We start from the raw sequence: 23203 nt of genomic DNA, 5'->3' as shown, positions 1-23203 counted from the left end.
GCAGGAGGACCGGGGTGGGCGGGATGGCCGGCGGTTTGGGAGTTGCCAGCAGTTCCTGGAGCATCCGCAGACAAGCAGCGGCGGCCTCGTCGTAGGGCTGCGCCACGCTGCTCAGGCCGACGACCGCCGCGGTCGGGGAGTCGTCGAAGCCGACCACCGCGACATCGATCCCCGGGCGCAGTCCTCGCGCGGTGATCTCGGTCCACGCCCCGAGCGCCAGCGAGTCGCTCGCGCAGACGATCGCGGTCGGCGCACTGGGCAGGTCGAGCATCGCCGCGGCGGCCTTGCGGCCGGTGTCGAGCCCGTCGGGAACGCCCATGTCGTAGCCGGCCGGGGCGTCGATCCCGGACACGGCGAGCAGGGCAGCCCAGCCGCTGCGGCGGTCGTCGCCGACCTCTAAACCCTCGGGCCAGCCGAGGAAGGCGATCCGCTGGTGGCCGGCCTCGATGAGGTGCCGGGTCGCGGCAAGGGTCCCTTGCGCGCCGTCGACATCGACCCAGCCGTGCCGCTCGGGGGCCTCGGGTTCAGCTCCCCAGGGCCGGCCGAAGGTCACGAACGGCACCTGGCGCTCGGTGAGCCATTGCGTCCGGCGATCGCCGACGTGCGTGGCGTGCAGGACGAAGGCGTCGAGGTCGTGGTCGTCGAGCAGTTGGTCGTACAGGGAGCATTCGTGGTCGTCGTCGGTTGCTGTGAACACCACGATCCGGTAGCCGGCTTCCTGGGTCCGGGCGGTCAGCGACTGGAGAAACTGGGCGAGGATGGCGCCGTTGACTCCGTCGCGCGGCGGCTCGATGCGGGCGCCGATCAGTCGTGAGCGCCGGGTCCGCAGCGTCCGGGAAGCCTGGTTCGGGCGGTAGTTGAGTTCCTTGATGGCGGCCTGGACGCGGGCCAGGGTCGCCGGTCGCACCCGGTGCGGAGCGTTGAGGACGTTGGACACAGTCTGTGTCGACACGGAGGCATGCCGCGCCACGCTCTCGAGTGTTACTCGCGCCATCGCGGAGCCACCTCCCATAGGTTCACTGCGCCGCAGCGTATCCACCGTTGCGGCGCCGCAGTGTGTCGCGGTCCCGTTTGGATTTGAACGTTAAATTTAGCGTTCCAATCGGTTACTGTGGCGATCGGCGCCTGGCCTGTCAAGAGTCGGCGCGGTCACGAATCGCCCTCACAAACCGCCCACGAGATCCGAGGGCACCGGACGGAGCTTCCATGACTTCACCCGAGCGGCAGCCGCTCCTGCACGACCTCTCGGTCACCCTCGCCGCCCCGACGGTCATCCTGTCCCAGCCGGACGGCAACCTCGACGCCGCCGCCCCCGGGGCGGGCGTGCAGGGGCTCTTCCACGCCGATGTGCGTGCGGTGAGTCTGCTGCGCGTGACCCTGCGCCCCGCCGGCGCCGCGTTCGGCGAGCACACCGGGGAGGCACCTCCGGCAGCCGAGGGCCGGTCCGGGGATGAGAGCGACGGCGATGGCTGGCTGCCTGTCGTCGCGGTCATGACCGCGGCGGACGGACCCGGCCGCAGCCGTTTCGTCGGCCTGGCCCAGGCGCTCGGCGACGCCGTTCCCGACCCGACCGTCCGGGTCGACCGGCGGCGCATTCTCAATCCCGGCCTGCTCACCGAACAGCTGACCGTCCGCTCCACCGCGACGACGCCTGTCCATGTCGCCGTCCGGGTCGAGATCGCCGGGGACCTCGCGCCGCTGGAGCACGCGAAAGCGGGCCTGGCAGCCAGGTACCCTCTCCAGCCGTCGGCTGAACTGTCGTCCGGCGCGGGCGGGTTGAGCTGGGTCGACGGCACGGTCGCCGTCGCCGTCAGCGCCCCCGGCGCGACGCCCGACGCCAAGCACTCCACGCTGACCTGGACCCTCACGGTCCAGCCGGGCGAGAGCGTCGATTTGAACCTGGCCATCGAGATCACGGAACCCGACGCGGTCGTCACGGCCGCCGATCCCCGGCCCACCTGGGAGCGTCCGGAGGTCACCGCCGACGACCGGCGCCTGCCCGCCCTCGTCGCGCAGAGCCTGGACGACCTCCACTCGCTGCGCATGGCCATGGCCGCGTCGCCCGGTGACACGTTCCTCGCCGCAGGGGTTCCGTGGTTCTTCACGCTCTTCGGCCGGGACAGCTTGTGGGCCGCGCGGATGCTCCTGCCGCTGGGTACCGAGCTCGCGCTGGGCACGCTGCGCACGCTGGCCGCCCAGCAGGGCACCCGCAGCGATCCGGCGACGGAGGAAGAGCCGGGCAAGATCCTCCACGAGGTGCGGCGCGGTGTCTTCGACGACGGCATGGGCCTCGTCCTGCCGCCGGTCTACTACGGCACCGTCGACGCGACGCCCCTGTGGATCTGCCTGCTCCACGACGCGTGGCGCTGGGGCCTGCCCGCCGAAGACATCGAGCCGCTGCTGCCCGCGCTCACGGCGGCTCTCGGCTGGATCGACGCCGCCGCCCAGGCCGGAGACGGCTTCCTCTCCTACATCGACCACAGCGGCACCGGCCTGGCGAACCAGGGCTGGAAGGACTCCGGCGACGCCGCCCGGTTCGCCGACGGCCGACTCGCCGAAGCGCCCCTGGCTCTCGCCGAAGTGCAGGGCTACGCCTACGAGGCGGCCCTCGCCGGAGCGGCACTCCTCGACGCCTTCCAACTGCCGGACGGCGAACGCTGGCGGACCTTCGCGGCAGGCCTCGCCGACCGCTTCCGCGCCCGATTCTGGGTCTCCGACCAGCAAGGGCCCTACCCGGCCATGGCACTCGACGGTGCGGGCCGCCCCGTCGACTCCGTCGCCAGCAACATGGGCCACCTCCTGGCCACCGGCATCCTGAACACCGACGAGACCGCCGCCGTCGCCGCACGGCTCGCCGCCCCGGACATGTCCGACGCCTACGGACTGCGGACGATGTCGTCGACGTCCGGCGGCTACGGCCCCCTGCGCTACCACTGCGGCACCGTCTGGCCCCACGACACCGCCATCGCCGTCACCGGCCTCGCCCGCACCGGACACCACCAAGCGGCCGCCCGGCTCATCGAGGGCATCCTCACCGCGGCACCGGCCTTCGACTACCGGCTGCCCGAACTGTGGGGAGGAGACGCCCGCGCGGTCACCCCCGCACCGGTCCCCTACCCGGCCGCCTGCCGCCCCCAAGCCTGGTCGGCGGCGGCAGCCATCGCCCTCATGACCGCGATGACCGGCCTGGAGCCCGACGTCCCCGCAGGCCGCCTCCACCTCCGACCCACCGGCCCCCTCCCCGTCGGCGTACTCGCCATCGCCGGACTCACCCTCGCGGGAGAACCGCTCGACATCACCATCGACTCGGACGGCCGGATCGAATCGGTTTCAGCCTGTGCGGGACTGACCGCCGAGGAACATTCGGCCTCGCGAGCCTGAAGACCACCCCGGTCCTCGAATGACGTTGCCCGGTACCGCTCGGACCTGCCCTCCCCACTGAACACGCTGGTGGGACTTGAACTGGCGGGGAAGTCGGATGCCGGCGTCGGGGTATCCGGCGCGAGGGCGAGCGTAACCGGAGTGCCGACGACCGCGCCGGGGCGCGAGCGGCACGGCGATCCCGGTTCGGCGGTGCGCGAGCAGGGGTGGCGCGCTCGACGTCGTCACTCGGGGAATCCGCTTGAGGGATCGTCATGCCCCCCGCTGCTGTCACAAACGATTCGCAGAAGTGCCCCGAACCATAAGTGAGAACAAGTTCAGCGACCCCGATGTCGCTCTTCTAAATCTTCCTCGGGCAGTGGGCCGTTTCTGAGAGTTGCCCACCGCATCGGGATCGTCAGAAGCGATCCGGGCGGCAACCTGACAGAGCCGGCTCAACGGTTCCGTCGACCAACTCCCGCGCGACCAGGCGGCCCACGGCCGCGGCGAGCGTGACCGCCGAGTGCATCACTGCCAAGTAGAGGCCGGGGACCTCGGCGACCGGGCCGACGATCGGCTCACCGTCGGCCGGCATCGGGCGCACTCCGATTCGGGTGCTGAGCAGCTCGACGCTCCCGGCGCCATGGAAAGTGGACCGGACGGCGGCAAGGGTCCGTTCGGGTGAGTCCGCGGCAGCGATCAGCCGGTCCGGGGCGACCTGCCGAAGATCGAAGTCCTCGGTGTTGACCACGGTGCGGACCAGACCAGCCGGGGCGCTGAGCCGGAACAGCGGAGACGGCGCCGGTTCGACCGGGACACGCACGCCGACCGACGCACCCAGCGCGGCCGTGGCAACTCCGGCCGCCAGCACCACCGTCGCACCGGAGAGAGGTCCCGCTGTCGTCTCAACCCCGGCAATCCGGCCCGCCGCGTCCCGGCGGACCGCGGTAACCAGCGTGTCCAGATGTACCCGGGCTCCATGGGTGCGAGCGCCCTCAACCAGCCGCTCGGTCACGCCCACCGAGTCAACAGCGCCGTCCGCCGGCGCCCAGACAGCCCACTCCGGAGGCTGCCGAAGGGCGGGCTCAAGCGTCGCCACGGTGGCCGCGTCCACAATCGTCTGCCCGGGTCCGGCCTCCGGCGCACTGCCCTGCCTGTTCCAGCTCAGCGAGCCGGACCAGGTCACCGGGAGTCCCGGCAACTCGGCCCCGAGCCGGTGGTACTCCGCCGTTGCGGTGGCCCGCAGCCCGGCAGCCGGAATCTTGAGCACGCCGGACGATCCGATCCAGGCGAACGAGTCCGCCGTCACGCCAGCGCCTGGCCGCTCAGCTTCGACCAACGTCACGTTGGCGCCCGCCCGGGCGGCGTGATAGGCCACCGAAGCGCCGACAACGCCGGAACCGACGACGACCAAGTCCGAACTCACCGATGGGCTCAACATGTTCACGACCGTAACGTCCGCAGCGTCCGCCCGAAAACGAGATTCGACGCGGGACACCAGGCCGCCCATCCGCAGGAGCCCGCCGGAGCCGAGCGCCTCGCCCGGATCGGCACCAACGCTGGTCGCACACGTCCGGCTCCAACACCGCCTCCGACCACATCACGACCGCCCAGCTCGCACTGGCCCAGCTCCCCGCACACCTGCGGCGGGGACGGCAGACGCTGATCCGCACCGACTCCGCCGGCGGCACTCACGCCTTCCTCGACTGGCTCTCCAAGCCCGGCCGGTGGCTGTCGTATTCCGTCGGAATGACCATCACGTCCGATCCGCCTGATCTCCTTCGGCTATCTGCACCTGCCCACCGGCCCGGACGGTTCCCCCGTCCCGCCCGCCGCCGACCGGATCGAGGACGTCCGCGACCGGCTCCGCGACCCGGCCGCCGCCCGCGACATCCTCGACCTGGACGGCCTCAAAGGCTCGCGCCGTGTGGATCGCGGTGAGCGCCCTCGACCCGGCTGCGGCAAGGACGTCGATGAGCCGGGAGACCGTCGGATCGGACGCCACCGGGCCGAACACGCCGGGCTCGGCCCGCAGCATGGCGACATCGGCCAGGCAGTCCCCGCCCAGAGCGACTCCGAGCGCGACATCCAACAGGATTTTTCCCGGATCGTGCACAGCCCGCGGCTTGCGCCACGGCGCCAGCGCCGCCGATATCGCACCGTCCAGGCCGGACTCGCGGACCGCACCGCCCCGGCTTGGGAGACCACCGCCCGGCCACCACCCTCGACGCGGACACGTGGGTAGAACCCGATACGCTTCTTCACCTGGGAAGTGCCTCCGGCAGTGGCAGGAACAGGGACCTCGACAATCCTCATTCTTGCTGGTCAGAGGCACTTTTCGTTTGTCTGACCACCCGCCGGACACCAGGCTTCATGAAAGCGCGAGGCTCGCTGCTGCGTCAGCCGTGGTCGGCTGACTGCGGACACGTCGGGCCGCGAGTTGGAGTTGACCGGTTTCCAGGCCGCGTTCACCGGACAAGCGGTGTGCTTTCCTCCCGCATGGGTTCACTGGTCGACGTGCTCAGCCGCGGACTTCGGGAGTGCGAGCATCACGAGTCCCGCCACGAGGTAGAGCACCGCGGTGACGACGAGGACGATGCTGAGCGCGTCACCGTAGTCGGCCAGCCCTGGTGCACCAGTCGTCGATCCGGTGACCGCGGCGAAGAAGATCGTTCCGAGAACGGCGATGCCGATGGATCCGCCGATCTGGTTGACGGTGGAGAGGACGCCGCCCGCCGCGCCCGCATTGCGTCCGGGGACACCGGCGAGCGCGACGTTGACGAGAATGGGTGCGGCGAGACCGAGTCCGAGGCCGCCGATGAACAGGCCGAGCGCGAGGAGCCAGAATCCGGGGTCGCTGCCGTCCCTGATGACGGCCAGGAGCATGAGCTGAGATGCCGCGATGGTGAGTGAGCCGGTGATCAGCAGGGCTCTGCCCGCCTTGGCGGCGAGAGCGACGCCGACTCCTGAGGTGATGATCGAGCCGAGGGCATAGGGCAGGATCACCAAGCCGGTCTCCCACGCGGTCCGGCCGGTGCCCAGCTGAAGGTATACCGACAGGGTGAGGAAGAACGACCCGATACCGCCAAAGAAGAGCACGGATGCGCTCAGGCCGATGGCGAAAGCGCGGACTTTGAGCAGGGTCGGGTCGAAGACGGGTTCGCCTCCACGGTCGGCGAGGCTGCGCTCGTATGCGAGGAAGATCGTGAGCAGGATGATTCCGGCCGCCAGGAGGGCGTAGCTGGCCGCGGTCCATCCCCATGTCTCGGTCTGGATGATCGGCAGCAGGAGGAGCAGGATGCCCGAGGCCGCCAGTAGGGCACCCACGAGGTCCAGTCGCGCGGTAGAGGCGGCGGAACGGGACTCCGGCAGGACCATCGCTCCGACGGCGAGGGCGAGGATCGAGATGGGGACGTTGATCCAGAAGATGGTGCGCCACCCCAGAGCAAACAGGTCGGCCTCGACGAGGAATCCGCCCAGCAGTGGGCCCGCGACCGAGGCGAGCCCCTGGACGGCCCCGTAGGCGCCGAATGCCTTGGCACGCTCTGACGGGGCGAACGATGCTCGGATTACGCCGAACACCTGCGGGACCATGATCCCCGCGGCCAGTCCTTGCGCGGCGCGCATGCCGATGAGCATTCCCGGAGTGACGGCGAGCGCGCAGAGCGCGGAGGTGACCATGAACCCGGCCAGCCCGATCATGAACAGGCGCTTGCGGCCGAGCTGATCACCGAGCCGTCCGCCCGTGATCAGGCCCGCGCCCAGGGCGAGGGTGTAGGCGGCGATCGTCCATTGGATCTGAGCGTCGCCAGCTCCCATGTCGCGGGCGATCGCAGGGGCAGCGACGGTGACGATCGTCGCGTCGACGAGGTCCATGAAGGAGCTGAACAGCACGACCAGGAGCGCCACGTTCGCGCCTGCGCCGGAGATGAGGACTGAGGGAGCGTCAGGGGCGCGTGTGCGCCCTCGGGATGTCTGTGGAGCGGTCATGCCGGCCAGGGTCACAGTTATAGTGGCCACCGAATGACCGCTTTCCCGGAAGGCGGGATCATGGCTGTGACCTCCGCAAGGACGCTCAGGCTGCTGTCGATCCTCGGTATCGGCGCCACCCTGACCGCCGAGGAGCTCGCCGAAGGGCTCGGAGTCTCCCTTCGGACCGTGCGACGCGACATCGACACACTCAGAGAGCTTGGGTACGAGATCGAGGCCGTGCGCGGGGTGGGCGGAGGTTACCGGCTCGGCCGCGCCACCCGCTTGCCGCCGGTCGTCTTCGACGAGGACCAAGCAGTCGCCGCGGCCGTCGCGCTCCAGACCGTCCCCACGATCCTCTCCGGCATCCGCGAGAACTCGGCACGCGCCCTCGCCACGCTGCAGCAAGCGATGCCCGCCCGCAGCCGCATCCGCACCGAGTCGTTCAGCGTCTCAGCAGCGCGCAACTACTGGGAATTCCCCGCGGCACCCATCGATGCCGAAATCATCCGCGTCATCGGCGGCGCGATCAACCGACAGCACGTGGTTTGCGTGGACTACACCGGCGAGGACGAACCGGCGACGCTCACGCTGGAACCGCACGACCTCGTCGTGTGGGCGGCGCGGTGGTACCTCGTCGCGTTCGAACCCGACTCGGACCGATGGCGCGCGATGCGCGTCGACCGCCTCGAACCACGCATGCCCACGGGGAGAACCTTCGACCGCCGCGACGTCCCGCACGGCGATCCGGTCGCCTTCGTCATGAGCACGCACGACCGCGGCGACACCCTGGCGGAATGGCCATGTTGCGGGTCGGCGCTCGTCGCACTACCTGCGCCCATAGTCGCCCGGTTCGCCCCCGGCGGGTCGACGGTCGAGCACGACACCGACTCCAGCTGCCGACTCACGCTCGGTGCGTGGTCATGGGCAGGGCTGGCAGGACTGCTCCTGACTTTCGACGCTGACGTCACAGACGTCCAACCGGCAGAGCTCAGGCAGGCGCTGCGCTCCCTGCGCACTCGCATCGACGAAGGACTCAGGTGTGCTACGTGACGGATGGACCGCCGCCTGCTGCACCGCGTGTGCTGGCCGACCGACCACGGAGCGTGCATTTTGCGTACTAAGCACGTACGGACGGCACTCTGGGCAGTCGGCGCTTGTTTTGCCGGGCCGGCCACATGCCGTTCAGCCGGTACAAGCCGGCCGCCGTGACGGCCTGGAGGGCGACGAGCGGCACGACCAGCGTGTACGCTCGGCGGCTGGATATCCCTCCGGCCGCGCCGGGTTACCGGTTCATCTGCGGTCCTGGACGAGGAGCCTTCAGTTTTCTGGGTGTGTGAGTACGATCCGGGCGGCGGCCGCCTTCTCCGCGTCAGGAGCGATCTTGTACAGCTGCATGAGTTGACTTGCGGCCACCATCGCAGGGTGGTTCGCCCTGTGCTTCGGCCTGGTCGTGCTCGTCGCTGCAACTCCGTTCCTGTTGCGCAACACGGCCCCGAACGGCATGGACTGGCCGGAGCTCGCCGACATCAGCCAGACCTATGCCACCATCTCCATCCCGTTCTCCGGCCTTGCGCTCCTCGGCGTGGTCGCCTCCCTCGCATACCAGGCCCGGCAGGTCCACAACGACCGTGAAGACGCCCAGCTCGCCGCGCATCGGGAACTGACGGATGCGGCTGCTGGACGACTCGGACCTCCTCGTGTGCTGGGGGCCGCCCCCGCGGCCCCTGTCCGCCACACGCGCCAAACAGCACGCCTACATCAACCTCATCATCAGTTTCTGGCACGCCGACTTCATCGTCGGCCGCCTCAGCGCACCGGTCGTCGTCGGAGCCGCCGCCCACCTCTTCCGCGGAGAGATCGGCCGCGAGTTCTGGCAGATGCAAGGAGCGAACTGGAAGGCCACGGCCACGACGCGCGGCCGCCGCAGTCAGCGCTTCGTCCGCCTGGTCGACGAGGGATTCACTCGAGCCAGGGCAGCCGGCCCGGCCACCCCGCGTCCCTCTACCACCTGCCCGATCCCGCATGATCGTGCAGTCCGGGAAACGGCGTCGACAAAAGGATGGAAGGCCCGGGGGCCTGCTCACAAACCCGGCGCATGCCTCGCCGCCCGACGAGGCAACGATTGTCTGGCAGGCGGCGTGCCGGGCTACTCCGCATGGCGGGACTCCCGGCAAGCCTCCACAGCACGGGCCCGGCCTTCAGCCGTCGGCTACAGCCGAGGGGCCCCGAAAAGGCAAATTGTCAGGAGTCGCCGTCGAAGGGCCGCTGGGGGGCATCCGCTGCCCGTCACGGCCGAGCGGAACTACGTCCATGGGCAACATGACCAGGGCGGTAATGCCGTTGGAGTCGGAGGGGCGCAGTTGGACGCGGATGCCGTGCCGTAGGGACAGCCGGCCGATCACGAACACCCCCATGCGGCGCGAGACCGAGATGTCCACAGCGGGCGGCGACGCCAGCCGCTCGTTGACCGCGTTGAGGTCCTCGGGGGAGAGACCGATTCCCGCGTCGTGGATCTCGACCAGTACACGCCCGTCGGGCAGAGCGTGCCCGGTGACCTTGACCTTGGTCCGAGGATCCGAGAATGAGGTCGCGTTTTCCAGCAGCTCTGAGAGCAGGCGCACAAGGTCGCTGACCACTCGGCCGGATATCTCGCTCGCAGGGATCGAGTCCAGCTCGATGCGCTCGTACTGCTCCACCTCGTAGGAGGCGGCCCGGAGCACGTCGCCCAGCGAGACTGGCCGGGTCCACCGGCGGCCCGGCTCCTCGCCCGCGATGACGAGGAGGTTTTCGCCATTCCGGCGCATACGGGTAGCGAGGTGATCCAACCTAAGGAGGGACGACAACTGGTCCGGGTCAGTCTCACGCGCTTCCATCTCGGAGATGAGCGCGATCTGGCGCTGGATAAGCCCCTGGGAGCGCCGCGAGAGGTTGGTGAACATCGCGTTGACGTTACCCCGCAGCAGTGCCTGCTCCGCGGCCAGTCGGACCGCCTCACGGTGGACGTTGTCGAACGCGACGGCGACCTGACCGATGATGCCCCGACCATAGACACCGACTGCCTCGACCGAGGTGTCGACATCCATCGGATCATCTGCCTCCGAGAGCTGAGCGACCAGCATGGGCAGCTCCGCGGCGACTCTGGTCGATACATCGCGCAGCCGATGTAACGCTTTGGTCCGCCCGAACAGGGGGCGGACCGAGCGCCGCCTGCGACGTGCCCCGCGAACGATCTCCGCCGCCTCCGTCTCGGCGTTCCTCAACTGCTCACCGGCATCGCGCAGCAGTTTCTCACTGCGCGCCCGGGCGTCCAGCAGCATTTCAGCTGCTTCACGCTGGGCTTGCTGGCGAATGTCCTCAACCTCGCTTCCGATGCGGAACCTCAGCTCTTGGACGTGCTCCTCAATCGCAGCAGCATCGCTGTGCGCCTGGGACCGAACAAGCTCTGCCTCTGCCTCTGCCTGCTGGCGGAAGCTGCTCGCATGCTCGTGCGCTTGGAGCCTGAGCGCTTCCGCCTCCCGCAGAGCCTCCGCAACCATCTCCCTGCTGGCTTGCTTTACCCGGCTCATCGGTGCCTGGACTTGCCGCTGCCGGTACTTGACGTCACTCCACTTGGCGCGCCATTCGTCGACAAGTTCTGGATGCGCGGCGAAGGCGGGCAGAACATCGGCAGCGGGCGGCATCGGGTTCGATACCACTCGTACGAACTCCAGTAATGAAGGCATCGGGGGCAGACGTTTGCCCGTGAGTGCTTCGGTGATCCCGGCTCTCGACAGTTTGGGCCGCACCGACGCCTTGGCGATCTCGCTATACGAAGGTGCACCGTACTCGATGTGCAGCCGGTTCAAATCATCGGTGAACTTGGCATAGGCGGCGTCGTAGGCGGCGACCGCCTCAAGATCCTCCGAGTCTGCCGCGATACCGCCGTCCGTCATACCGAGGTCCCCTCAACTCCAGTGTGAAGCAACAGTAGAGGGGGTGTTCCATGAACGTCTACGGAGGATGTCGAACGATCCCGAACGGAACCGTCAGCCGCTGACCGATGCCCGCTGTTCGGTGGGTGGCCCGTGCCGTACGGGTACCCACGACGTTGTCCGGATCGCTAGGCAACCGGCAGACCAGCCCTTGTGCTGATCTCATGGACGACATCGAACCCACCCCGCACAGCGGCGCTTCCCAGACACCCGAATCCCTGCCGCAGCCCGCCGGGTCAGAACGTCATCGCGCGCTCGACCTCATCGGAATGGTCACGCTCCTCGGTCTCTCGGCAGGGGTGTACATCGTGGTCGGGGACGCCGGCTTCTCCATGGTCGTCGGTGCCGTCGTCGGTTTGTACGGAGCGTGGCGTACACGCCAATGAATCGGGCTGCAAGCGCACGCTTCCTCGGGCCAGGTGGTTCCCCGAGTCGGCCTCCGCCTCCGGGGACCTCCTCGCCCTGCGCTCGTGCATCGCGCGGGTCTGCCGCTCCAGCCCACCGAGCAGCGACCCCAGAATGTGCGGGAAATGTACGCTGCATGTTCGCTTCAGGGGTCGGATGAGCGAGCTGCTCGATACGGTCGTAGAGGCACACGCCCGGTTGGAGACATCGTGCCTTACACGTCACCCCGGACTGCGTCCCTGAGGAACTCCGCCGGGCCCTGCCCGGTCTCCTCGGATCTCGATCGTTGTGATGTCAGTGATGCGCTCCACATGCTCCATAAGACGTTGAGAGAGGTCGACTCGGCACCGGTGGGCGTCCTGGACCTCCAAGAACGTTTCGTGGAGCCCCCCACTCCCCCTTGCCTGAGTCAGCGCGCGCCCCAGGTGCTCGGTTGCCCTGTCGAAAACGTCCAGGACCCATGTTGACTCGCGAGCGCGAGCCGCAGCATCCGGTTCGTCGTCAATCGTCTCGATATCGTCGTAACTGCGGTCAGTGATGGGGATGTAGAGGCCGTCATTGAGGGCTTCGTACAAGGCACTGCTGGCCTCAGCCCGGGCATGGTCTGCGGCCTGGCGGAACTCTTCCGGGTCAGCGCGGCGCTCGGTCCCTATTGCGCGCAGCGTTCGGTTCAGGAGGTCGTCCCACACTGCGATGGACCTGCGCACAAGCACCACCCGGGCGACCTGTGCCCGCAGCAGCTCCAGTCTTTGAGTCTCCGCCGCCTCGGCCTGGGCCAGCGCACGCTCGGCCTGCGCCTCGCGGCGTGCCCGGTTCTGCAGCTGTAACGGTCCCCAGTAAGCAGCGGCCCCGGCAACAGCCGCACCACCCAGCGCTCCAAGCAGACCGTAGACCGCATCCGACACGTCGCCCCCCGTCCGCTCCAGTGCATGGTCTGCCCGTGCACCCGTCAGCCCAGCAACTTCAGACATCAGTGGCACGAACCTACTCGGCACCAAAGTCGGGTGACAACGCGCAGCGTCCCTTGGCACGGGCCAACGGTGCGACGACACCCGCTACGCGCCCCGGCTCCCGTCGCGCCGGCGATGCGTTTGGCGCAGCGTCCCCGGCGACGACGGCGACCTCTACGCTCCGGAACACTCGTCGGCCCAGATGGCGGGCTGTGCCGCACACCGTACGTGGGCTCCATCATTGCTCTCCTGGTTCTGCGGGTGGGGGCGGTCGAGCCAAGCCTGCCGTCTGCTGGGCGATAGATCGGCCAACAATCACCTGCCGACGATAATATTACGTGCGTCAGACCATGGATTAGGATGAGATACAAGGCAATGGTCCGGCAACGTTGGGGAGGAACCCTGTGGCGCGTTACACCAAGGAGCACAAGCAGGTGACGCGGCAGCGGATCATCGAGCGGGCCGGCCACCGGTTCAAGCAGGACGGCATCGACGGCTCCGGCATCTCCACGCTGATGTCGGACGCCGGACTCACCAACGGGGCCTTCTACGCCCACTTCGAGTCCAAGGACGACCTCGTCGCTCACGTCGTCGCCGAGCAGCTGCGCGCGCAGGTGGAGCAGTTCGGCACGCTGCGGCCCGGCCGCGAGGGCCTCGAGGATCTCATCCGCTCGTATCTGTCGCCCGAGCACCGGGACAACCCCGGCAACGGTTGTCCGAACGCCGCCCTGCTGGACGAGATCGGCCGCTGCGGTGACGGAACCAAGGACGCCTACACCCACGGTGCCAAAGCCATCGTGGACGAGTTCGCCGCCCGCCTGGCACCCGAGGATCCGCAGTCCGCCCGCGGTCAGGCCGTCGGGCTCTTCACCCTGGCGGTGGGAACGCTGCAGCTGTCCCGCGCGCTCTCCGACCAAAGGTTCTCCGACGAGGTCCTCGAGCAGGGAATCGAGAACGCCCTCGCCATCGCGCGATGCACGTCAGCACCGGCTGGATGACCTGGCACGGGCCGGGACGCCGGTGCCGCGTGAGCGGGTGGTCCCCGGGGCAACTGCGATCTCGGAAGCGGCCGGCGCGGGGGTCCTGCGCTCGCACGGCGGCCGACTCTGCGCCCGTTCGACATACCCCGTAGCGGCAGCGCAGGTCCTGGGCCTGGGTCCTGGGTCCTGGGTCCTGCGTCCTGGGTCCTGGTGCCCGAACGGGACGTCGACCGGTCTCCTCATCGCCATCCCGCACGACAACCGCCTCGGCGCCGCAGGGCCGAGAGGCGAGCAGGTCAGTTACGTCGAGCACGTGACGAGAGCCGTGACGCCCGCTGGGCGTCACGGCTCTGAGTCAGCGTCCTTGGCCCGGTACGCACACCGCACCGCGGCCCTACGGCCGGCCGAAGAACTGGAGAGCCGTCGGCACGAACTGCTCGTGGTACTGGAAGATGCCGCCGTGTCCGCCGTCGGGGTAGATCACCAGCTCGGAGTTCGGCAGTCGCCGGTCCATGTCGTACGAGTTCGACGTCGGAACCATCCTGTCGTTGTCACCGTTGGCGACGAGCACGGGCTGCTGGATGACGGACAGATCCTGCGGCCGTGCCAGCCCCCAGCGGTGGATGGCCTTGAGCTGGGAGAAGTAGGAGGTGAGGCGGATCGCCTTGTCCCGGTCCTTGGTGCGCTCCTTCAGGCGGGCCAGGAACTCCTTGCCGGCCCGGCGCCCGTTCGCGGTGCGGGTGAAGAAGAGGAACTGCTTCACGTCCTGAAGGCTGAGCAGTGCCCGGAGGGTGTCGTAGTGCGAGATCCGGGTCACGTTCTTGATGCCCTCGCCGCCGGCCGGACCGGTGCCCGCGAGGATCAGCCTGCGGATGAGCTGCGGATCGGTCTCGGCGATCACCTGGGCGATCATGGCGCCCATCGAGAAGCTGAGGACGTCGACCTGCTCGAAGCCCAGCGCCCGGATGAAGGTGACGGCGTCCTTGGCCATCTCCTCGATGGTCTTCGGCGTCACGCCGGTGGAGGCGCCCACGCCCCTGTTGTCGAACGTGATCACCCGGTGCTTGGCGGCGATGCCGTCGACGACCCGGGGGTCCCAGTTGTCCAGGACCGCGGCGAGGTGGGTGATGAAGATGACCGGCATGCCGGTCCGGGGGCCGAGGTCGCGGTAGGCGAAGGTCACTCCGTCGGCGGTGACGGTGCGGGTCTGCGCGTTCTTGTACGACGTCACCATGTTGCCTCGTGTTTCGCGTTTCACGGTCGTGCCCTTCGATGTGAGGATTGCCGCCACTGTGCGCCGACCTCTGCTTCCTCGCAGGTGGGCGCAGAGCGGTTCCCGGGGCTCCCGGCTGCGGCTGCGGCTGCGGCTGCAGCCGGGGGTCGGCGGTCGGAGGAGGCCCAGGAAGCGGGAAACCCCTTGGATCAGGTGCCTGAACAACCCGTCGACCATTGAAGCATGACCATAATTCCATCGGGATGCAAGTGGGCAGGCCGAACGGAATGCACAGCGACGGAATCACGGATTCCCCGGGCGTCGGGGGTGCACCAGCGCAGCGAACCACCAGGGCAGGAGCGGCTCACCTACGCCGGCGGCCACGAGACGCCGGTCATGACCGGCAAGTCGTGGCCGTCCGGGTCCCGGACCGGGGACAGCCGACGATCTGTACAGCGGTCATGGCATCGATGCCCGGCGTGAGGACGACGCACTGGCTGCGCCCCGGATTCCGCTATGCCGCCCGCCAGGACTGGGACAAGATCGCGCGTGTCCTCAAGCCCGTCTACACCGCGGCGACCGAAGAGGCCGCACTCGATCGGTTCGCCGAGTTCGCCGACGCCTGGGGCAGGAAATGCCCGGCGATCGTGCGGCTCTGGGAGAACGCGTGGGAGGAGTTCACGCCGTTCCTCCGGTTCGACACGGAGATCCGCCGCATCGTCTGCACGACGAACGCGATCGAATCCGTCAACGCCAGGATCCGTCGGGGGCGGTCAAGGCCCGCGGACACTTCCCCCACGAGCAGGCCGCGTTGAAGTGCGTCTACATGGCGATCATGCCCCTGGACCCCACCGGCAAGGGACAAGCCCGCTGGACCATGCGCTGGAAAACCGCACTGAACGCCTTCGACATCACCTTCGACGGCTGCCTCTCCGCAGCACGTCAGTAACTTTAACAACCCCATTTACAGCGCTCGTTTGACAGACCACATCCGGAAGGAGGGCACCTTCGGTGTTCACCCACGGCTCCGCCGGTGAGCAGCGCACTCGGTCCCGAGCGCTGGCGGTGCTCGTGTTCCTACCCGCCGATCTCCAGCTTCAGGGCGCGCCCGACCTGGCATTTCAGTACGACTGAGGGCGGATGTTCGACTGGTCGGCGGCGTTCGGGATACCGACCTCGTCCTGCCCATTGACGCCACTCCGGACCCACCTCTACCTTTCGTCCGCAGTTACGCACAATGTTCGCCATCTCGAACGAGCGGCTGGGGCGAGCCACTTGGACGAGCCGCCGGAAGGATCACCCGTGCACCACACCCTGAACAGTCAACGGTCGAGTCGTCGCTGGTCGATCCTCGGGGCAGCCCTGCTGTCCCTGATCGTGTCCCTGTCTCTCGTCGCCACGCAACCCGCCACCGCGGCCGACGGCAAGCCGTACGCAAACCCGGTCAAGTCACAGAAGGGCGCTGATCCCTGGCTGGAGTACTACGACGGCAGCTACTACCTGGTGACGACCTCGTTCACCAATAAGCTGACCATGCGCAAGTCCCCGACTCTCGCCGGGCTGAGTACCGCCCCGAGCGTGGAGATCTGGTCGGATACGACCGCGGGCCGCAACGGCAACATCTGGGCGCCGGAGATTCACTTCCTCGACGGTAAGTGGTACCTGTACTACTCGGCTGCGCAGAGTGGCGCCGCCTGCTGCGACACCCAGCGCACGCATGTGCTGGAGAGTGCGGGCACCGACCCTATGGGCACATACACGTACAAGAACATCCTCACCGACGCCAGCCTCACTCCGGGCCCGGCCGCCGCGCAGGGCTGGCTGATCGACGCCAGTGTCCTCAAGCACGACAACAAGCTGTACCTGCTCGGCAGCGGCAAGATCAATGGGAGTACGCAGAGCCTGGTCATCGCCCCGCTGAGCAACCCCTACACGCTCAGCGGCCCCTTCACGATCATCTCCAGCCCCACCCTGAGCTGGGAGACCCAGGGCGGCCCGGTCAACGAGGGCCCTGAGCCGCTGTATCGCAACGGGCGCACCTTCCTGACCTACTCGGCCAGTGCCTGCGGGACGGCCGACTACAAACTGGGTCAGCTGGAGCTGACCGGCAGCGACCCGCTGAGCCTCGCCTCCTGGACGAAGAAGCAGACACCGGTCTTCCAGCGAAACGACGCGGCCGGGGTTTACGCGCCTGGCCACAACGGGTTCTTCACCTCGCCCGACGGCACCGAGAACTGGATCGTCTACCACGCCAACAGCTCGGCCAACGGCGGTTGCGGCAACGCCCGTACCACCCGCGCGCAGAAGTTCACATGGAACGCCGACGGCACGCCCAACTTCGGCACCCCGGTCGCCACGGGGACGACGCTGGCCGGCCCCTCGGGCGAGACCGCGACCACCCCGACCGCGTACACCATCGTCAACCGTAACAGCGGCAAGTGCCTCGACGTCAATGGCGGCAACACCGCCGACGGCACCAACATCCTTCAGTGGACGTGTAACGGCGGCGCCAACCAGAAGTGGCGCGTCGAGGACATGGCCGACGACACCAGCCGCCTGGTGAACGTGGCCACCGGCAAGGTCGTGGACACCGCCGACTGCTCCACGGCCGACGGCGCCGACATCCGGCAGTGGTCCTGGCTCAACAGCAACTGTCAGAAGTCCCGGCTCGTCTACACCGGCGGCGACTACGTACGGATTGTCAACGCCGCCACCGGCAAGGTCGCCGACGTCGCCAACTGCGGCACCGCCAACGGCGCCGACGTACGCCAGTGGACGTGGCTGAACAACAACTGCCAGCAGTGGCGGCTCGTGCCCACGACGGCCTGATACCCGGCCCTGATGGTGGGGACCTCCGACGGCTACGGCCGCTTCCCGAAGCAGCGGATCAGCTCGTGCAAGCGGCAGTAGCAGGACTCGGCGCACGGCTCGTAGCCGCCGGAGGTGTACAACCGACGACCTCGGTTGCCTGGAGCCCGTCGCCGGCACCATGCGGTGCGGCCCGCCGCGGGGCGGCTCTACCGGTCCGCGTGTGCTTCCCCACGCCCAACCTGCCCAGGAAGAGCCCGACCTTGAAGGCATGACGGAGTCCTACGAGGTAGTGGCCTCAACCGCGCCTGGTACCACGGCGTGAGGAGAAGGAACCCGCTGCAGTGTGGATGAGCCAGCCCGCCGAGGCGCCGACTGCGTACCAGAACAGGTCGGGTGCGTTGAAGGTAGATCCAAGAATGAGGTGGGCGAGGGTGCTGCGCTCCGAGAGTTCTGCCGGCACCTGGCTGAGCTGTAGGAACTCAACTGCCCAACTGACGGCCAGCGCACTTCCGGCGGCCATCAGGGGCGTGACCCGCGGCGCCACCAGAACGACAAGCGCGAGCAACAGAGCGGTGTACAGCGCATCTCCGCCGTACTTGGCCACGTTCCCCGCTGTCGCAGCCCTGAGGCCCAGCCCCGCGCCGACGGTCACCACCGCGGCGCCGGCCGCCGCCAAGCGGATGCCTGCCCGGTCGGCGGCGCCGGCAGAGGTTTCGAAGATGCGGGCCACAAGGTCATACTGCCGGACCGGTCACCCTGATGCAGCACACCGCAGGCCGGGCGCAGCGTGCGAGACCGATCAAGGCCGTCTCCTACGCCCTGAGGCGGACGCGTCTGTTGCGAGAGCCCAAGGTTGCGGTGGGTTCGCGAAAGGCCAGGTGGCTGAGGGGACTTGGCTCGTGGCGGAGGTGATTGTGCGGTAGCCGGACAGCCAGGACAGCGTACGCTCGATGACCCAGCGGCGCCGCCCTGGTCGTTCGCCGGACTCGTGCCTTCGCGACCGATGCGCTTCCATGACTACCGCGCCAGGGTACGTCGCGAGTGCCGCCTGAAAGTCCTCGACCAGGTCGAGCGCGGTGCGGTTGGTCGGCTCGTCGAGGACGGGCAGGCTCGCGGGCCGGGTCACCAGGCGGTGCACACGCAGACGTCGCTGCTGCCCGCGGACGGGGCGGTGACCTTGACGTGCAGGTCCTCCCCGCGGAAGACGCGTCCCGTACCAGGAGTGGTTCGGCGTACTCGTCCGGCCCTCCGGGCCGTCCGGACCGGAGGGCCCTGGAGCTTCAACACGCTGAACTTGACAGAGAAGGTGACTTCGAGGGCGAGGACGTGCGTATCGCGTCCGTCGGCCAGCTGTCCGTCGTCTGCTTCGTGGAGGCGATGCCGGAGTGGCCCCGACACAGACCCCGCCTCCCGCGCCGCGCGGGATGGAGGCGCGCCAGCGCGGAACCGGACCCCGTGCGTGGCCCCTCGTCAGGTCCGGCGCCGAGGGCGAGACTGTCGCCGCGATTCAGCTCCTGCTCGCAGCCCACGGGTACCGTGGCGACGCTGACGCGGTCTTCGGCCCCGCGACGACTGAACAAGTGACCGCCTATCAGCGAGACCACTCCCTCGCCAACGACGGCATCATCGGCCCGGACACTTGGCACGCCCTGATCGTCAACGTCCGTGCCGGTGACCGAGGTCCTGTGGTGATGGCCGCCCATCGCCTGCTCACCGCCCACGGCCACCCCGTGGCCGCCGACGGAGTCTTCGGCCAGGGGACCACCGAGGCCGTGGCCGCCTTCCAGACTGATCGTCATCTCGTCGCCGACGGCATCGTGGGCCCGGCCACCTGGTCGGCCCTCGTCAACCTCGCATACTGTATGCGGCACCTGCCGCCGTCAGGACCGCGACCGGCAGCAGAAGTATCCACTACGGCAGCCGGAGCAGTGGCTTCGGCCAGCCGACCGACATGATGGTCCGGGGTGCCGCGGCGCAGCTGGTGGAAGTGGACCGTGCGGTCCTCGGTCGCGGTGAGCAGAAGTCGCACGGCCCATGACCGACCACTCCCAGCCGCGCTCTCGCGGGGCACTTCCGCCGACCACGCTCCACACCCCCCGGACGCAGCCGACGTCAGCGTCGCCCGCGACGTTCCGGCCGGTGGCGCCACCTCGCACGCTGGCACCGCGCCCGCCCCGGCCTCTCCCCCGTGGGCTTCGCCCCCTGCAGTCCGATGCTTCACGGCAAGCGGTCAGGCACAACAGTCCACGTCGGCAACTGCTACATGACTGGCAAACGCCGACGGGCAGTCGGCCGCGACGAAGTCCGCCGCCTCCTGGCCGGCGGACTGCGGGCCTGCACGCATTGCCGGCCCGACGCACAGCTGGACATCATCGACCTCTGCAATTGATCTTGGTCCGATCTGCCACAGATGCCCGAATCGGCAGCAGGTGAGGGACTTCGACCAAAGGTCTCGCGCGCCGGACTGCAGGCTCTGGAGGTCCGCGCGAAATCCCTTGCTCAATGGTCAAGGATCGTTGACCATTGCTGGTATGCCTACCGATGATCTCCCCGAGACGTTTCACGTCACCACAAACGAGCAACTGCGCGCCGTCTCCAATCTCACGCGCCACCGGATCATGGCCGTGCTCCGCTTCGAGCCGGCGACGATTACGCAGATCGCCGAGCAGGTGGGCCTTGCGAAGGGGAGTTCCAGCTATCACGTGCGGCTGCTGGAGCGGGCGGGCTTGGTGAAGGTGGTACGGACGCGGAAGGTGCGGGGGGTCACCGAGCGGTACTACGCGATGGCCGCACGATCGATCGTGCTGCCGGATCCGGGCGCGGGAGGGCCGGATGTGCTGATGCGGCATGCGGTGGCGGACCTGGAGGCGTCGCCGATGGATGGCGAGCGGCACGTACGGATGGCGCATCTGCGGCTCACCGAGGAGCAGTTCACGGAGCTGGGGGCGCGGCTGCAAGCACTGGCGGACGAGTACCGGGAGCTGTCCGATCCGTCGCTGCCGGACGCGTCACTCGTCTTCGCGCTGTTCCACCCAGCATCGCGCGAGCAGGCCGAGGGGGGCGCCAAGTGACCTCAGACGTTCGGAAGTTGCCGACCGGGTTCGGACGGCTGTGGGCTGCGCAGACGGTGTCCTCGCTCGGTGACGGGGTCTCGCATGCCGCGCTGCCGCTGCTCGCGTTGACTTTGACGCGGGATCCGATGGCGCTCGCCGTCGTCACGGCCGCCGGGACGCTGCCGTGGCTGCTCTTCGGGGTACTCGGCGGTGCGCTGGTGGACCGCTGGGACCGTCGGCGCACGATGTGGGTCGCGGACGCGGCGCGTGCGGTGCTGCTGGCGATACCGGCGGCGGCGGCCGCGCTCGACGTGCTGAGCATTGCGCTGCTCGCGGCCGTCGCCTTCCTGCTCGGCCTCGGCGGACTCTTCTTCGACACGGCCGCCACGGCCTATCTGCCGGATCTGCTCGGCCGCGACCCTGCACTCCTGGAGCGGGCCAACTCTCGCTTGCGCGGAGCCCAGACCGCCATGTCCGGCTTCGCGGGGCCGCCTGCGGGCAGTGCGCTGCTCGCGCTCGGGCGGGCGGTTCCGCTGTTCGCCGACGCGGTGTCGTTCATGCTCTCGGCAGTGCTCGTACGGTCGCTTCCCATCATGCCCCGGCCCGTGCCGGAGGTCCGCGAGTCGCTGCTTCGGCAGACGCGGGCCGGGGCCTCGTACGTCTTCCGGAACCGGTTGCTGCTCGGGCTCGCGCTCCGTCCGGCGGTCGGGAACGTCGCATTCCTCGCCGTGGAGACCGTTCTGGCCCTCTTCGCGCACGACCGTCTCGGCATCGACACCCACGGCTTCGGCCTGCTCCTCACGGCGGAGGCCACCGGCGGCCTGCTCGGTGCAGGCATCGCCTCCTACCTTGGCCGACGACTCGGCACCGGCACAGCGCTGACCTGCACGGCCGCAGTCGAAGGGCTTGCCATCCTCGGCCTGGCCGCTGCCCCGAACCCGTACGTGGCCGGGCTGGCGCTCGCCGTCTGCGGGGCCGGCATGGGCGCCACGATGGTGCTCGGACCCTCCCTCCGGCAGGCCATCGTCCCGGCCCACCTCATGGGCCGGGTCGCCTCCACCTCCCGCATGCTGGCCATGTGCGCCGCCCCCATCGGGGCCTTCCTCGGCGGCTGGCTGGCCACCACCTACGACATCCGCACCCCGCTCTACACCGCCGCCGTCCTCCTCCTGGCGATGACGGTCGTCACGGCATCCATGACCAAAAACCGCCGAGTCGAAGCGGCGCTGCGTGCCGCCGACCCGGCCGGCGGTCCTGATCACCCGGCATACAAGGATCCCGCCCGGAAGAGTGCACCTGACGTGTTGTGACGCCTGCCGCGAAGGCGTCACGACGATGTCACGAGGCTCAAGCAGTTCGATTTCGGGGGTTACCAGGTGCCTCCCGAAGTGGTGAACATCTGCTGTCGGTTCTCGTGAACAGAGCCACACGGACGAGCCGGCCCGAATTCTGGGCCGTCAGCCGCGCAGCATGGGAGGCGGCGACGGCCGTGAACCCGTTGCCCAGCCTTCGTCCTCGGGCCACTGAGCGGTCGTGGCGCTATCCAAGCCAGATGACGTCCACGACATACAGGCGTCCCGCTGCGAATGCGTTGAGTGCTTCAGAAGCCCCCTCCGTCAGCATCCAACTGCGAAGGAACGAAGCGCCGTCCAGATCCGCGGCAGACGGCTGTTCGTAACTGACCACGAAGTCTCGGTCCGCAAGACCTCCCGCATTCGTCTCCGATCCCTCGGTTTCGTCACCCCCCAGGCCGTGTCGGCGACCAGCGCTCCGGTCCGCGCCACAGGGCCGGAGATACTCCCACAACCCGTCGCCGACACGATCGCTGATGCCCGACGCACGCTCACGTCCTGAGGGCGCGAGGTCGCGAGGTCGCGAGATAGAGGAGTGCTCCGAAGAGTTCCTGGTCGGCTGGCATCCGGTCGGTATGCGCATCTGCTGCCTCTTCATGGAGCTGGCGCAAGAACGGCTCGAACGAGTCCGTCACGCGATGCGTCTGACACGTCCTTGCCTGAGGCAGCGAATCCCAACTAACGGGCATTGCACGCAAAAACGACCCGCAGCATGGTGCCTTCCACAGCCGAACCCAAGGGAGCCGATGTCATCGGGCTCCATGAATGACCGTCAGCGGGCCACACAGGGCTTTCGGCCCTGCCCGAACGACCTTGTTGGCGCCGCACGGGGCGGAGGTGGTGATCGGTGCCAACCCCATCAGGCACATGTCCTCCGAGTCACCCGATCTCCCCGCCGATCGTCTCCCGCCGAGGAAGCCGGCTGACCAAGCCTCACCGAAGGGTGCGCAGGCGGCCTCGGACGGAGGACCGCCCATACGCCCCGAGTTCTGTTCCGGCCCACCCGGATCAGCATGTAATGCTCGGCGGGCTCGCGCCTTAACCTCGATCTTGCGTGACGGTCCGCCGACGGAGTCGGTGGACCGTTTTCGTGCTGTGGGCTGAGGCTGGGCAGGTTGAGGGCCCGAGTGTCGTCT

At 68.6% G+C, this 23203-nt stretch carries 16 protein-coding genes and 6 pseudogenes; 13 read left to right on the top strand and 9 right to left on the bottom strand.

Going from position 1 to position 23203, the window contains the following annotated elements; genetic code table 11:
- The coding region (locus tag P1P75_RS24095) for a LacI family DNA-binding transcriptional regulator (protein ID WP_319258700.1) at positions 1-952 on the bottom strand (952 nt) is incomplete at its 3' end.
- A 254-nt stretch (positions 953-1206) separates the two neighbouring features.
- Between P1P75_RS24095 and P1P75_RS24090 the strand changes: the two genes are divergently transcribed.
- Entirely contained in the window at positions 1207-3381 is a 2175-nt protein-coding gene (locus tag P1P75_RS24090) for a glycogen debranching N-terminal domain-containing protein (protein ID WP_319258698.1), read from the top strand.
- A gap of 397 nt (positions 3382-3778) precedes the next feature.
- On the opposite strand, the gene P1P75_RS24085 is transcribed toward P1P75_RS24090, so the two are convergent.
- On the bottom strand, positions 3779-4801 hold the full coding sequence (locus P1P75_RS24085; protein WP_319258708.1) for an FAD-binding oxidoreductase: 1023 nt from the start codon (positions 4799-4801) through the stop codon (positions 3779-3781).
- A 131-nt stretch (positions 4802-4932) separates the two neighbouring features.
- On the opposite strand from P1P75_RS24085, the pseudogene P1P75_RS24080 reads away from it, so the two are divergent.
- A pseudogene (locus P1P75_RS24080) lies at positions 4933-5121 on the top strand (IS1380 family transposase); the annotation flags it as partial.
- 154 nt (positions 5122-5275) lie between these two features.
- On the opposite strand, the pseudogene P1P75_RS24075 reads toward P1P75_RS24080, so the two are convergent.
- A pseudogene (locus tag P1P75_RS24075) lies at positions 5276-5625 on the bottom strand (transposase); the annotation flags it as partial.
- A 240-nt stretch (positions 5626-5865) separates the two neighbouring features.
- The gene (locus tag P1P75_RS24070; protein ID WP_319258696.1) at positions 5866-7269 is read right to left on the bottom strand and encodes an MFS transporter; all 1404 of its coding nucleotides are present in this window, start codon (positions 7267-7269) and stop codon (positions 5866-5868) included.
- Between the two features lie 114 nt (positions 7270-7383).
- Between P1P75_RS24070 and P1P75_RS24065 the strand changes: the two genes are divergently transcribed.
- The 3 genes and pseudogenes from P1P75_RS24065 to P1P75_RS42075 form a co-directional block, all read left to right on the top strand.
- Positions 7384-8382 (top strand): WYL domain-containing protein, encoded by a 999-nt coding sequence (locus P1P75_RS24065; protein ID WP_319258694.1) that lies wholly within the window; start codon positions 7384-7386, stop codon positions 8380-8382.
- Positions 8383-8833: 451 nt separating this feature from the next.
- Positions 8834-9001: pseudogene (locus P1P75_RS42080) on the top strand (DUF6082 family protein); the annotation flags it as partial.
- Positions 9000-9278: pseudogene (locus P1P75_RS42075) on the top strand (DUF6082 family protein); the annotation flags it as partial. The pseudogenes P1P75_RS42080 and P1P75_RS42075, both read left to right, overlap by 2 nt.
- A 252-nt stretch (positions 9279-9530) precedes the next feature.
- Here P1P75_RS42075 and P1P75_RS24060 read toward each other — a convergent pair.
- Positions 9531-11264, bottom strand: a complete 1734-nt coding sequence (locus P1P75_RS24060; protein ID WP_319258692.1) for an ATP-binding protein — start codon at positions 11262-11264, stop codon at positions 9531-9533.
- Between the two features lie 203 nt (positions 11265-11467).
- Here P1P75_RS24060 and P1P75_RS24055 point away from each other — a divergent pair, with 203 nt between their 5' ends.
- Positions 11468-11689 carry a hypothetical protein gene (locus tag P1P75_RS24055; protein ID WP_319258690.1) on the top strand — a complete coding sequence of 74 codons (222 nt, stop codon included), beginning with the start codon at positions 11468-11470 and terminating at the stop codon, positions 11687-11689.
- A gap of 240 nt (positions 11690-11929) precedes the next feature.
- On the opposite strand, the gene P1P75_RS24050 is transcribed toward P1P75_RS24055, so the two are convergent.
- Positions 11930-12613, bottom strand: coding sequence for a hypothetical protein (locus tag P1P75_RS24050; RefSeq protein ID WP_319258688.1), 684 nt, complete (start codon positions 12611-12613; stop codon positions 11930-11932).
- A gap of 449 nt (positions 12614-13062) precedes the next feature.
- Here P1P75_RS24050 and P1P75_RS24045 point away from each other — a divergent pair, with 449 nt between their 5' ends.
- Positions 13063-13656, top strand: a complete 594-nt coding sequence (locus P1P75_RS24045) for a TetR/AcrR family transcriptional regulator (protein WP_319258686.1) — start codon at positions 13063-13065, stop codon at positions 13654-13656.
- A 376-nt stretch (positions 13657-14032) separates the two neighbouring features.
- On the opposite strand, the gene P1P75_RS24040 is transcribed toward P1P75_RS24045, so the two are convergent.
- Positions 14033-14896: an alpha/beta hydrolase gene (locus tag P1P75_RS24040; protein ID WP_319258684.1), complete on the bottom strand. Its 864-nt coding sequence runs from the start codon at positions 14894-14896 to the stop codon at positions 14033-14035.
- A gap of 434 nt (positions 14897-15330) precedes the next feature.
- Here P1P75_RS24040 and P1P75_RS24035 point away from each other — a divergent pair.
- Together P1P75_RS24035 and P1P75_RS24030 are read left to right on the top strand one after the other, a co-directional pair.
- Positions 15331-15800 (top strand): annotated as a pseudogene (locus P1P75_RS24035) (transposase); the annotation flags it as partial.
- A gap of 353 nt (positions 15801-16153) precedes the next feature.
- On the top strand, positions 16154-17680 hold the full coding sequence (locus P1P75_RS24030; RefSeq protein WP_319258682.1) for a family 43 glycosylhydrolase: 1527 nt from the start codon (positions 16154-16156) through the stop codon (positions 17678-17680).
- Positions 17681-17957: 277 nt separating this feature from the next.
- On the opposite strand, the gene P1P75_RS24025 is transcribed toward P1P75_RS24030, so the two are convergent.
- Positions 17958-18392: a DUF2809 domain-containing protein gene (locus P1P75_RS24025; RefSeq protein ID WP_319258680.1), complete on the bottom strand. Its 435-nt coding sequence runs from the start codon at positions 18390-18392 to the stop codon at positions 17958-17960.
- A gap of 69 nt (positions 18393-18461) precedes the next feature.
- A pseudogene (locus P1P75_RS24020) lies at positions 18462-18924 on the bottom strand (hypothetical protein); the annotation flags it as partial.
- Positions 18925-19086: 162 nt separating this feature from the next.
- Here P1P75_RS24020 and P1P75_RS24015 point away from each other — a divergent pair.
- From P1P75_RS24015 to P1P75_RS24000, 4 genes are all read left to right on the top strand, one after another.
- The gene (locus P1P75_RS24015) at positions 19087-19617 is read left to right on the top strand and encodes a peptidoglycan-binding protein (protein ID WP_319258706.1); all 531 of its coding nucleotides are present in this window, start codon (positions 19087-19089) and stop codon (positions 19615-19617) included.
- Between the two features lie 257 nt (positions 19618-19874).
- Positions 19875-20051: a DUF6233 domain-containing protein gene (locus P1P75_RS24010; RefSeq protein ID WP_319258704.1), complete on the top strand. Its 177-nt coding sequence runs from the start codon at positions 19875-19877 to the stop codon at positions 20049-20051.
- 142 nt (positions 20052-20193) lie between these two features.
- Positions 20194-20733: a winged helix-turn-helix domain-containing protein gene (locus P1P75_RS24005; RefSeq protein ID WP_319258702.1), complete on the top strand. Its 540-nt coding sequence runs from the start codon at positions 20194-20196 to the stop codon at positions 20731-20733.
- Complete coding sequence (locus P1P75_RS24000) at positions 20730-22025, top strand: MFS transporter (protein WP_319258678.1); 1296 nt, start codon at positions 20730-20732, stop codon at positions 22023-22025. The genes P1P75_RS24005 and P1P75_RS24000 overlap by 4 nt, the downstream gene beginning before the upstream one ends.
- Positions 22026-23203: the final 1178 nt, after the last annotated feature.

Source organism: Streptomyces sp. ID05-39B (assembly GCF_033794725.1).
Classification (GTDB): Bacteria; Actinomycetota; Actinomycetes; order Streptomycetales; family Streptomycetaceae; genus Streptomyces; species Streptomyces bobili.
Note: the sequence above shows the minus strand (reverse complement) of the source record. Positions and strands in the feature narration are given on the sequence as shown.